The organism is Pseudovibrio exalbescens DSM 16456 (assembly GCF_000422785.1).
GTDB classification, from domain to species: Bacteria; Pseudomonadota; Alphaproteobacteria; order Rhizobiales; family Stappiaceae; genus Pseudovibrio; species Pseudovibrio exalbescens.
On record NZ_AUGS01000017.1, the window covers coordinates 1 to 12,803 of the forward strand.

At 53.3% G+C, this 12,803-nt stretch carries 7 protein-coding genes; 6 read left to right on the plus strand and 1 reads right to left on the minus strand.

What is annotated here, in order from left to right; all coding sequences use genetic code 11:
• Positions 1-405: IS5 family transposase (locus G512_RS20955; protein WP_028481941.1), on the plus strand; the 405-nt coding region annotated here is incomplete at its 5' end.
• 36 nt (positions 406-441) lie between these two features.
• Entirely contained in the window at positions 442-1,323 is an 882-nt protein-coding gene (locus G512_RS0112055) for a Dyp-type peroxidase (RefSeq protein ID WP_028481942.1), read from the plus strand.
• Between the two features lie 42 nt (positions 1,324-1,365).
• Here G512_RS0112055 and G512_RS0112060 read toward each other — a convergent pair whose 3' ends face one another.
• The gene (locus tag G512_RS0112060) at positions 1,366-1,929 is read right to left on the minus strand and encodes a hypothetical protein (RefSeq protein ID WP_028481943.1); all 564 of its coding nucleotides are present in this window, start codon (positions 1,927-1,929) and stop codon (positions 1,366-1,368) included.
• 740 nt (positions 1,930-2,669) lie between these two features.
• On the opposite strand from G512_RS0112060, the gene G512_RS0112065 reads away from it, so the two are divergent.
• The 4 genes from G512_RS0112065 to G512_RS0112080 all read left to right on the plus strand — a co-directional run bounded on the left by G512_RS0112065 (position 2,670) and on the right by G512_RS0112080 (position 12,627).
• The gene (locus G512_RS0112065) at positions 2,670-7,244 is read left to right on the plus strand and encodes a beta strand repeat-containing protein (RefSeq protein WP_028481944.1); all 4,575 of its coding nucleotides are present in this window, start codon (positions 2,670-2,672) and stop codon (positions 7,242-7,244) included.
• A 78-nt stretch (positions 7,245-7,322) separates the two neighbouring features.
• Positions 7,323-9,266 carry a hypothetical protein gene (locus G512_RS0112070; protein WP_143181360.1) on the plus strand — a complete coding sequence of 648 codons (1,944 nt, stop codon included), beginning with the start codon at positions 7,323-7,325 and terminating at the stop codon, positions 9,264-9,266.
• Positions 9,267-9,484: 218 nt separating this feature from the next.
• Positions 9,485-11,290 carry a type I secretion system permease/ATPase gene (locus G512_RS20960; RefSeq protein ID WP_051269295.1) on the plus strand — a complete coding sequence of 602 codons (1,806 nt, stop codon included), beginning with the start codon at positions 9,485-9,487 and terminating at the stop codon, positions 11,288-11,290.
• On the plus strand, positions 11,287-12,627 hold the full coding sequence (locus G512_RS0112080) for an HlyD family type I secretion periplasmic adaptor subunit (RefSeq protein ID WP_028481946.1): 1,341 nt from the start codon (positions 11,287-11,289) through the stop codon (positions 12,625-12,627). Before G512_RS20960 ends, G512_RS0112080 begins: the two co-directional genes overlap by 4 nt.
• Positions 12,628-12,803 lie beyond the last annotated feature (176 nt).

The window sequence follows — 12,803 nt, forward strand, 5'->3', positions numbered from 1 at the left end:
ACGAAAATCCACGCCCGAACGGACGGTCAAGGACGCCCTCTCGGCTTTGTCCTGACAGGCGGTGAAGCATCCGACTACAGCGCCGTTCCCGCCCTACTGGATATGCCTTTCCGCAAGCCACGGCTGTTCCTGGCTGACAAGGGATACGATGGCGATGCAGTGCGCCAAAGCCTGCTGCTGGCTGGCATCAGCCCTGTCATTCCGCCAAAGTCAAACCGCAGGGAACCGATACCTTGCGACTTCCGGGCCTACAAGGACAGGAACCGGATCGAGCGCATGTTCAACAAGGTCAAACAGTTCCGCAGGATCGCTACACGATACGATAAAACCAAAGTGTCCTTCGAAGCTTTCCTCAATCTCGCGGCTGCACGTCTCTGGCTACGAAACTTTGTCAACAGAGCCTAGGGAAGGGCAGAAACACCCGCAGAGAAGAACACAGTAATGAATACCTGCCAGCCTGGCATCGTTGCACCCTTGCCTGAACACGCAATTTACAGTGAATTCCGTTTGGAAAAGGACGCGACGGTGTCCGCCGGGCTGGATGTGCTCGCGGTCCTTCGCATTGATCATGGTGTTATGGCCGGTTTGGGATCCAAACTTATGGCAAACGCGCGATGTGGACTGATCTTATGCCTCTTTCGGCCTCAGACTGGGACCGGAGCATCTGTTCCTGAAACTCAGGAGGATTTGTGGGTTCGGGTGTGCGGCGCGAACCAAGAACAGTTGGCCGATCTGCAGCAACGCGTTTTGCATCACCTTTCCGGGACCTTTCGACTAATCCGCTCAACCTCTGCGTTTTTGCGCGGTGGAGAGCGTAATCTGGCAAGCCATAACGAGATGGCTTCAAGTTCTTTAGATCATTCTTCCGTATCGCGGGTGTTGGTATCTAGCCTCAACCCGGCTTTGGACCGAGGTAGTTTCGTGGCTGTTCAAAGTTGGCTTTACACTGGTTCGCGACAGAATGGGCGCTCGATAAAGAATATGGATGGTATCTTTGCAGGCCGGTTGACGACCGAGAGGAGCGGTCCGAAGAGCACGATTGAAATTGACATTGAGCGCATTGGCCTAGTCACCAAGCCGGAGGAGGGCTACATGCTGCGGCGTTGCCTCGCGTTTGGTGAAAGGTATGGAGAAGCAGGCCTTTATTCTGTCGCCTATGGGAACTCACTTCTGCTCTATGAAGCTACACTGAAATGCATGGTTGGTCAGACTGATGGTGTTTTGGATCCGCTGTTTCAAGTTTCCCGACCCATAACCGGCGGATATTACTGGTGTCCGCCCATCAAGCCAAATGGTCAGCTCATCCTATCCGCGCTCAATTAAGCGTTGTAGCTCTTTTTGGGGCGACATTCTTAGGCTTCCCCCTTATGTGCATTCCGTGTCATCCATCGCCTGCCGCAGCATGGGAAGGAACTGCCAAATTTCTCGATTGAGCTTGACCATCTTCTTTATGGCCGCGCCCATGGCCTCAATTCTTTGTTGGTCTACCGGCTTCAACTCTCCCAGATGCAGTTGACCATTGCGGCGCTGAATGCGCATAGAATGAGTGTGAGTAATCGCTCCTTCAGAGTCTGTCTTGAAAACAGAATGATTGAACTCATTGCGTAGTTTTGTGCATTCGTTGAAACGCCGAATGATACGCCGAAGCTGCGTTGCTGCGTCTTTGTCGGCCAATTTGGCTTCAGCCAGTCTCTCCACCAAATCTATTCTGGCACGGGTAGTGTTCAAAGTACCAAATATTATCGTTGCTGTTATCTCGTCTGTGCGTATCAGGTACTGCAACACGTATATGAACATGCTTTCATTGTTGGACCAGCAATAACTCATGTTCCCGATCAGGGCGAACAACAAATTTCTTTGACCTGCTTTCTCCTGAGCTATGCGCTCAAGAGCCTCAAAATCAGGTTGGACTGGATCGTCTGCGCTCATAATAATCCATGGTTAGTATGATTAGAGTGCAGTTTAGACGATTTGTCGCCACGGAACGCTCCCTGCTTTCGTCGGGCTGCGAGTCAAATCCCACTGACTAGAACCACGTTTTGGCATCAGCAGTGCGTTCGCCGGAATAAAATATTGGGTCAACCCGCTAGATTTAATGTGAAAAGTTGGAGCTAGCGTTGTCCGGATATGTATGCGTCACTACCAGGAAAATGTAGTCGTTTGATCAATGCCTTTTATAGAATTTGATGTATGAAGCATCAATTGAACTATGTTTTGATAATATTGGACGCGCTGAGAATTTTTGAGTTATTTGTTTATTTTTAAGTGCGTGCCCTTCTAAAGGGTGATTTCGCAAGAAAATACATAAAACACCTACAGATAAATCGCCCAATATTAGTTGTGGGTCTGTTTTTGGAGTTTGTCTGGCACCCCAACTATTGTGTTTATTGAGGCCGCTTCGGTGCCAACGCGCCTTTCTGCCGGGGCCGTCCTTCGTGGCGCAATCAAAACAAAACCAAGTGCACCAAAAAACAACTGTTTCCACCTCGATCCTTGGATGGATTGAGGCATGGGAACGTGTGTTTGGAAAGTGGAGTTGGTTTTGGAACATGACGAAAGGCCACTTGCAACGACTGTTGCAGGGAACCCGCGGTGCAGGACAGCTGATCCGACGACGTAGATGATCGTTGTTTTAGCCGATCCGACGCCGCACGTTTGGAGAACACGTGATGTCAGTGAATTCAGATATCAATGATCTGAAAACGCAGATCGATAATGCGATCGATGCGAATGATAATGGAACTCCGATTCCAACGCCGGGCAGTTCAGGAAATGACAGTGGGATTCAAGCTGCGCAAAACAACAGCTTGGGTGACCAAGACCGGCTTGTTACCCCGTCTGTCAATAACGCAGCCGACCCATGGCAAGAAGTTCAGGTTGATGGCGGTTCAGCTGCAGCAGGGAACGGCATTGTCGATGTAAACCTGGCGCGGGGTGCGGGAGACGATGCTAGCTTCTCGGGTACCGCTGAGGCATCCGCGGACGCTGTCGGCCGTGCCGACATGTTCACCCAGAACCTAGAGATGGGTAACAATACGCAGTCCAATAGCATTTCAGGGTCCGTAACCGCCGGTGATTATGACGCAGCTGCCTCCAGCGGACAGGGCGCCAATTTCAACAATGGACAATCTTCGCTAGCGCAAGAAAGCGTAAATGGTCTTGTTTCCGCAAGCCAGGGGAACACTCTTCAAGAGACCGATAGTCTCCGTGAGCCGACGATTGTGAGTGAAAGCAACATCGCTCGCCATCCAACGCAAAAGGTGGACGTAAATCAAAGTGACCCAGCCTCATCTAGTGCCGGCGATGGCATCAATGGCACGGCTGGCGGATCTGGTTCCCTCGGCGCAGGTGGCCGCGTTGGCGATGATTTGTCAATAGATGGTGCCTCCGTGGCAGGATCAGATGCGTCGGGGGTCGCCTCGGCTGCCAATCAGGTGCTTGCGACTGGTGATAACGTGCAGTTGAATGTTGCTCAGCTTGATGTGACGGGCACGGATGTCAACACGGTATCCGGCGGCGGAGCTGGTGCAGCTGCAGGTGGTGCGGCTTCGTTGGCGTCGACGGTTTCCCCTGCAAATGGCGAAGTAAACGCTCAAGTTGCTGTCAATCAAGGCAATGCCCTCAATGATGGTGGTGGCCAAGACGGTGTCGAACTGGTCGATACCCCAAGCGTTACCAATGCTAGCCAACTCACTCAGGGTGTGAATGTTGATGGGGGTACGGCAAGCGCATCTGATGGTATAGACATCAATGGTTCTGTTGGTGGTAACAGCCGTGTTGATGGTGATGCCTCCATTGTCGGCAGTGCGAAGGCTTCTGCAGACGCGGAGGGTATGGCCGTGGCTTTTACCCAAGACGTGTCCATGGGGGGTAATCAACAGGCCAATGTTGCAGATGTGGCGTCCGTAGCAGGGTCCGTTAATGCTGCCAGTGCAGCTGAGAACCTCGCGAGCATTGAAGATGGTGCGGGGAATCTGACGGCTCCAACTGGTAGCTCCGATCAGGCCATCGGTGTGCGTCAGACCAACTCCATGGATGATGTTGATCGCATCAAAGATGCAGCGGTCACAAATGATGGCACGGCACGGGCGAGCGAGGGTATCGCAACGCAGTCGGTCAACGTAAATGGCGGCACTGCTGAGGCCGGTAACGGTCTGGCCGCTGATGGCGTTGTAGGCAACGGCCGGGTTGGCAGCGACTCCGATGTTGAAGGAAGCACAACGGCTTCCGCAAGTGCATCAGGCCTTGCCTCCGCTTTTAACCAGGCTCTCGGAGCAGGCGGCAACCTGCAACTGAATGAGGCTGGTGCCGAAGTTATCGGCGGCAGCACAGCTACGGCTACGTCCGGAGAAAATGGCGCTGGCGTTGGTGACTTGGCTGATACGGCTTCTGGTGCAGAAGTATCAGCGGAAATCGATGTGAAGTCGGCCAACGTTTTGGACGATACGGATGCAATCCTGTCGCCAACCGTGACCAACAACCCGTTTGCTGGAACAACACCTGATCCAATCACGAATGTTGATCAAGATGTAACTGTTGATGGTGGAACCGCAACGTCTGGCAACGGCATTTTCCAAGATGATGGCGTTCTTGGAGATGTATTAAGCGTTGGTGACGATGCCTCTATTTCGGGGCTCTCATCAGCTCAAGCCGATGCGTCAGGTACTGCATCTGCCTTCAATCAAAGCTTGGCCATGGGCGGCAATACTCAGCTGAACCAAGCTGAAACCTCGGTGACCGGTGGCCACAGAATTTCTGCCAGCGCAGGTGAAGATGCGGCCGTTGTAGGGGCCTTGGATGCAGATGCAGATGGCCTCGCGGACATTAGCGCTGACATTGGTGTGGATCAGGACAATACAGCGTTTGATGGTGATAGTCTCAACAATCCGCAGGTCACGAATGCTGATGGTGGCATTGTTGAACAGACTGTTGCCTCATCAGGGGGCACTGCTTCAGCTGGAAACGGCATCCAACAGGATAATGGTGGTGCCATCGGTGGTAATGCCCTGATCAAGGGTGATGCATCGTTTTCAGGTGAAGCTTTTGCATCTGCGGACGCGACAGCCAAGGCATCTGTCTTCAATCAAGCAATTGAAACCGGTAGCAACGCTCAGTTCAATCAGGCAGATGCGAAGGTTACTGGTGGACATGCCGTTTCTGCTGTCTCTGGCAGCAACGATGCCGTGATTGACGCATCGGACGGTGCCGGAACAACGCCAAAGATTGATCCAGTTGTTGCTCTCGATCAGGACAACCGGCTGGATGATGCAGATAGTGTCAGTGCAGCTTCTGTCTTGAACAATGGGTCAGTCAACCAGGATGCGACTGCCTCTGGCGGTTCTGCGCTTTCGGAAGATGGCATCAGCCAGGTTGACGGTGGAACGCTTGGTGCCGCCAATGTTGCCGGTGATCATTCGATCGCAGGTTCGGCTATTGCATCAGCAGATGCAGCTGCAGGTGCCTCCGCTTTCAATCAAACTATCGATACCGGTTCGAATGTTCAGGTGAACGAGGCGTCTGCCTCCAGCGTCGGCGGAGATCGGATCACAGCTGTGGCCGGTGAAAATGATGCTACGATAGGCGCGTGGGAAACTGCTCCATCCGACATTGCTGCAGATTCAGATGCGCAGATTACCCTGAGCCAGACCAACGATCTGCTTGATGATGCTGATCTGGTAACCAACGCATCGGTTGTAAACAACGGTAGTGCTACCCAGAATGTGAGTGCAGACAATTCGGCCTCACAGGCCATCAGTGGGGATGGTATCGATCAATACTACACTGACCCCGATGGTGCAGATCTTGGGGGTTCAGGCGTCGGGGATGACTCTGAGATTGCCGGTGCTTCAAGTGCCTCGTCTCAAGCAACCGCTGCTGCAGGTGCTTTTGATCAAAGCATCGAAGTGTCAGGAAATGGCCAGCAAAATACACTTGAGGCTTTGGCAACAGGTGGGGATTCCTTGGTAATGGCGACGGGAGAGGATAATTCCGAAGCTCTCGGTGGCAATATTCCGGCGTGGCAATTGGCAGGTGCTCCTGCAACGCCGCCGCTCTCGGCTGAAACCACGATCGACGTATCCCAACGCAATGACCTGGATAATAAAAGCGATCGCATCACTGACGCTACGGTACTCAATGATGGGACCTTCTCTCAAAATGTGTCCGCGCAAGGTGGCGCTGCAACATCTGGGTCTGGTGTCGTCGGCGATGGTGGGTCTGGTTTGTACATGGACGGCCCCGATAGTGTCGGTGATGATTCTTCGATTGCAGGATCAACAAGTGCCGAAGCCGACGCGGTTGCGCAGGCTTCTGCATTCAACCAGTTCATCAGAACTGGCAATAACGTGCAGATCAACAACGGCACTATTGAAGTCACGGGCTCCAACGCCAATACGGTGTCCGTTGGAGAGGACGCAAGTGGTCTTGGTGGAACACTTGCCTCGGGATATCTTGCCGGCAATGCGGACACTTTGATTTCCGCAAGCCAGCGTAACACCATTGATGACGAAGGTGACCAGATCCTGGGCGCAACAGTCACCAATGCGTCTGGCAGCAACGTTGAGCAATCTGCCAACGCTGTCGGCGGCTCTGCTACAGCTGGTAACGGCATTGAAGATGCTGGTGCTAGCTACTTCAGTATGGGTGGTACAGTCGGCGACGACTATAGCGTTACGGCCGAGGCGCTCGCCTCGGCAGATGCCGCAGCTGAGGTTTCTGCTTTCAACCAGACCTTGTTGTCTGGTGGTAATACGCAGGCCAACGCCATGGATGTGGATGTTGTTGGGGGCAATGACACGCTCCTCTTTACTGGCGAAGACGACAGTATGGAGCTGCAGGTCACACCAACTGGCGGACAAGTCGCAGGCAGCTCTGCCTTTAAGAACGGTAGCGATACTGTCTTCACAGTGGAGCAGGCAAATAGCCTCAGCGATCAGGACTTGATCTCCAATCCTCAGGTCATCTCTGCCAACGGTACCAACATGGATCAATCCGTTACGGTTGATGGTGGGTCTGCGAGCACGGGAGATGGCATTCTGGATGCTGAAGACCTGTTTGACTTCTCTGCCGGTGATGATCTGTCAATCGCTGCAGCGACTTCTGCAACTGCGGATGCCATGGGCGTTGCATCGGCCTTCAACCAGACCATTGTGATGGGGGCCAATGTTCAGGCCAACTCTCTGGATGTCTCGGTTGTTGGTGGATCTTCAACCGTCGCGGTCATTGGCGAAGACGACATGGCTTGAGCCCAAAATTGATAGTGAACCTGCGCGGGCCCGCTCGCGCAGGTTTTCGCATTTCCGGCAGAACCCAAGGCGATTTTCATGCTGTCCCAATCCATTAATGAAATCACATGGCATTTTCTAGGTTATTTGAAACTAAGGGAAGACTTGGCCACTACAGCTGTGCGGTACGAGCACGCACCACAGGGGAGTAACGATGCGCTCGTAGAACAGATGGTCGATGTAAAGCCCCGACGCGACGAGGAGCCTGAAACTCAGTCTGATATGCGTCTGGACGCAGTGTCCCTGAATTCTGGAGATGCGGACTATTCATTCAAGCTTCCCCTTTGGAGCTTTCCCGCCCCCAACACCGCTCTTGGCCCGCTGTCTCAAGCGTCACAAGCGCCCCTTGGCACCTTGGGCAACCCTTCGCCTGGAGACGTCAACATCCAGATTCCTCCGCCTGTATTGATTTGGGAGTATGACGTCATAGCCAATTACTCGGAGATCAATGCTCCCGAGAGCTTCGGCATTATCCATCAGCATAACACCATGATGGACGATGATACTTTAATTCAGGAACATGTGGCTTGGGAACAAACAGGCAGCGAAATGCCTGCGCCGATGATCCTGGAAACCATGCTGGATGTTGCGAAGGGTGTGACGGCGCTGGACCTGCCGCCTGAAAATTTTCTGGCGCAAGAGGAGTTTGCCAAAGAGGTAGCAGCTGCGCAAGGCAGCCGATCGCAGGAGGGAAGCAGCAAAGTATCTTTGCAATTTGGAGAAAACACCGGGGCTTATGATCCAGAAGAATTCGAGAACGAGCAGGATGATGATAAGGCCGAAGAAGCGCATGGTGCGATGGTTCCGGAGCATATGGTTTCGTTGGGCGACAACGAGGCGACCAACGTTGCGGTCATTGCGGACCTGATTGAGGCTGAAACCTCGGTTGTTGTCATGGGTGACTACTACGCTACCAACGCGATCTTTCAGACCAATATTTTCATGGGTTCTGGCAATGATGTAGCGCAGTTTGCGGGGGGAGCGACGCAATATCCGCAAGATACATTGATCAACACAGGTGGGACCGAGAAAAGTGGCGAGGTGTTGATCCCTTCTTTCGTGTCAGGTGCAACCAGCCTTTACAGTTTCGACGTGGATGTTGCGCATGGTGACTACTTTAATGTCACCGCACTACAACAGTTTAATTATCTTTCCGACAACGATCATATCCAATATGAACTCAATACCGGTGGCAGTTTCATCTCGCTGGGTGACAACACCCAGGTCAATGCGGCTCAGGTGATCAAAGACGTTTCCGAATACGATATGATCATCACGGCAGGCGATTATTTTGATTTCAACTACATTTCCCAGAAAAACATTCTATTGGATGCGGATGAAGTGCTTTGGGATGCAGAGGCTTTGACAGGCTCTGGTGAAGGTAATGCACTGATCAACGATGCCCGCATCTCCAACGTGGGCGGTGGTACGCTTTTCAAGGCAATGGGGTCAGGTGAGCAGGCCTTTTTTGAGGCGCTCAAACAACAGGATGAGAGTTTTAGCTTTCGGCCATCCGACTATGAAAATGGATTTCCTCAGATTGGTTCATCCGAGTTCAAAGTACTTTACGTAACTGGCAACAGCTATCACATGAATGCCATCGAGCAGATCAATGTGTTGAGCGATTTGGATAGTGGCCGTGTCGTTGGCAATGATCCTTCTTTGATCGAAGACGAAGACATTGAGAATTTTGGCTCGGGTGGAGGCAATCTCGCGCGCAACAAAGCGGAGATTATCGATTATGACAGCCAATCTGCCTTTCAGTATCTGGGTGGTAGCTACTCAGAAGAAGAACTTCAAATACAAGTAAACCTCAACATGGATGATGATCGCTCCGTACTGCAACACGGCAATGCTGCGAGTGATCTGGTGGCCGAACTGGTCGCGTTCACTCAGCAAGATAGTGAGGCCGGCCCTCAGTTTGATGGCGTTGCTCTGGCTTCGTTGCAGACCGGCGACTTGTTTACCGACTTGTTGACTTAAGGTGGCTCGAAGTAGCCAAAGCAGGTTTTATGACTTTTTTAAGTGTTGGAAACGGTTTTTCATCTGCTCGCCGTCGAGTACCAGGTGGCCGATTGAGAGCGTTTCGGTTGCGTCTCAGGGTGATGGCGCGACGGAACAATAAGTGGCGCACCTTTCAGACGACATGGTTCGTGCGTTGGTGGAACAGTGTAAAGCTTCCGGCTGCAGTGAGCCGATGGATGCCTTGGCTACGCTCGCCGAACGCCTCGCGTGCACTAGGTGAGGCTGGTGACAATGCAGATCTGGACTTTCGCCAAGTGCTTCACTCGGTTCTTAGTCGCGCAAAGTTCCACCTGCTGATTGTTGCTTTCTTTTCCTTCGCCTCAAGCATTCTGGTCCTTGCGCTTCCCATTTACCTCTTCCAGATTTCAGATCGGGTGCTGACCAGTCGTAGTGTCGACACGCTCGTCATGCTGACGATAATTGTCGTGGGGCTCATCCTTGCACATGTTCTGCTTGATATGTTCAGACGCTATATGTTGATGCGCGTCGCCGTGGATCTTGAAACGCGTCTCGGTGCACCAGTACTCAGCGCTGCGGCGCGGGCGTCACATCACGGATCCAGTCGCGAGTTTCAGGCATTAGGTGACTTACAGCAATTGCGAAGCTTTTTGACCGGCTCCGTCCTGTTGACCATGCTGGATGCACCGGTGGCGCCGATCTATTTGCTGGCTGTCTATCTGGTACACCCGCATTTGGGATTGATCGTGACGGGGACAATTCTTGTCTTGCTGGTAATAGCTCGCATCAATCAACGCTTTACCGCCATACCGTTTAGTCAGGCTGGTGCGTATAGTGCGCGGGCCAATCTGCAGGCGGACGCAATGGCACGGAATGCCCAGGTGATCAATGCAATGGGCATGATCCCTGAGAGTGTCAGGCTTTGGGGCAGAGAAACAGCGTCATCTTTGAAAGCCCATGTAGCTGGTCAGGATCGAAATGTTGTCTTTGCCGGCATTTCAAAGTTCATCCGGCTGTGTACACAAATAACGATGCTGGGATGGGGGGCGTGGTTGGCGCTCAATAACGAGATTACCGGTGGAATGATCATCGCTGCTTCCATCATTGGCGGCCGAGCGCTTGCACCGGTAGAGGGCACCATCGAGGGCTGGAAGAGCTTTATCGCGGCAAGGGCATCTTTTGGACGAATTCGTACGCTGCTGCAAACCTCTCAGCTCAATGTCCGGCGCCTGCAGTTACCGGCTCCCAAAGGGGCATTGAGCGTTGAACGGATCCTTTATGTTCCGCCACCAGATAAACGTGTGATCCTGAATGGCGTGTCCTTTTCCCTGGAGCCGGGCGAGGCCCTCGCAATTGTGGGCGCTTCCGGTTCTGGCAAGTCCACGTTGGCGCGCATGTTGGTGGGCTCCATTTCGCCAACGGCCGGAAGTGTTCGGCTTGATCACATGGACCTGCGAAATTGGGATCCCCGGCAACTTGGAGAAAATGTGGGATACCTGCCACAAGATGTTCAGCTGTTCCCAGGAACAATCAAGGCAAATATCGCCCGTATGCGGGAGGATGCGTCCGACGCGGAGGTATTTAGGGCTGCTCAAATGGCGGACATTCATGAAATGGTCTCGCAGTTCTCACAGGGCTATGAGACAGAAGTCGCGATGGATGGGTCGCCCCTTTCAGGAGGGCAAAAGCAAAGGATAGGACTTGCGCGCGCGTTTTTTGGTGCGCCGCGCCTTGTCGTGTTGGATGAACCGAACTCGAACCTTGATACGGTGGGGGAGCAAGCGCTTGGAGAGGCCATCGCACGCGCCAAGACTGAAGGGATCACAGTGGTTGCCATCACCCAAAGGCCCCAGCTTTTGAGATGCGCCGACCATATACTGATGTTGAAGGATGGTAGCGTTCATGCCTTTGGTGTTCGTGATGAAGTCCTTCCGTTAATAACAGGTCGCCGGCCACCGAGCGCACTTGCCCAGACGCTGGATCAAACTGTCGCCAAGAAACCGCAGCTGGAGCCCACATCATGACGACTCGTAGCCTTATACTGGACAGCAGTTGGTACACGGATGTGCCGCGCAGCACGATTTTCCCTGTGGTGGCCAGCTTGGTCGTTGTTGTCGTCACGTTTGTTGGTTTTGGGGTCTGGGCCGGGACCGCGCCCATGGCAGGTGCTGTTGTTGCGTCCGGATCATTTGTTGCGACCGGCCAGAACAAGATCATTCAGCACCTTGAGGGCGGCATCATCGAGGAAATCCTGGTTGAGGAGGGCGATATTGTCGAGCCCGGTGATGTTCTCGTTCGATTGGATGCCACGGCACCCAAAGCCAATCTGGCGCGCCTGCAAATTCGTGAGGCGCGTTTGCAGGCTGTGCAAACACGTTTGCTCCACGAGGGGCAAGGCATGACGAAAATCGCATGGCCGGAAACGCTGGAGAGCCGACGGGAAGAGCCGCATATACATCGCATTCTGCTCAATCAAGGTCTGACGTTTCAGGCGCGCGCCAAAAAACTGGAGAGCGAAATCGATATTCTTCGGCAGTCCATTGATGCCCTCAAGGAGAAAATCCGCGGTGGCAAGACTCAACGAGTGGCTGTTCAGGAACAGATGGCGTTGTACAAGGAGGAGTTGGACACAAAGAAAACCATGATGGAGCGCGGGCTAATAAAGAAGTCCGAAGTATTGCGGCTTGAGCGAGCGGTAGCGAACCTTCGTGGTGAAGTGGGAAGGATAACCGCTGAAATTGGCGATGCGACCGAACGGGTCGCGCGTACTCGTGCGCAGATCACCCGTGCGCGCAATGAGGTATCACAACGTGCTGTCGATGAACTACAGGCAGTGAATGCGGATCTTGATGATGTGCGCGAACAGATATATGCCGCACGAGACGTGCTCAAGCGGATTGAGATCAAAGCGCCCGTGCGCGGGGCGGTCGTTCGCATGCGATATCATACGCCGGGAGGTGTTGTTGAGAGCGGCAAGGATTTGATGGAAATTTTGCCCCTGCAGGATGACTTGCTGCTTGAGGCCAATATTCACCCCGCCGACATTGACAATGTGCGGGAAGGCCAAAAGGCAATGGTTCGGTTGAACGCCCTGAACCAACGGATAACGCCGATGTTGCCCGCAAGGGTGGTTTATGTTTCGGCTGATGCGCTTCCAGATGAGCGTCCTAGTCTTGCGTCTACCGATGTTTATGTCGCGCGCGTCAAGCTGGATCCTGAAGCCGCGGCGCAAGCGTTGGAATATCGGCCAACACCGGGCATGCCGGCGGAGGTTTTCATTACGACACGCGACAGAACGTTTTTCGACTACCTAACCGAACCCTTGAGAGACAGCATGGCCCGGGCTTTTCGAGAACCGTGATGACATGCGTGCGATAGGCGAGTCGGGCTGATCGGGTGGCGCTGGTGTTTGTGCTATTCTTAGCGGAAAGGCAGGTACGATTGATCCCGTCCGAGCCTGCGGTTAAAGCATTCACTTACCTATTGAAAAGCGCTGCGCTACCGATACAGCTCCAGCTGCTATTAATCTCTTGACCT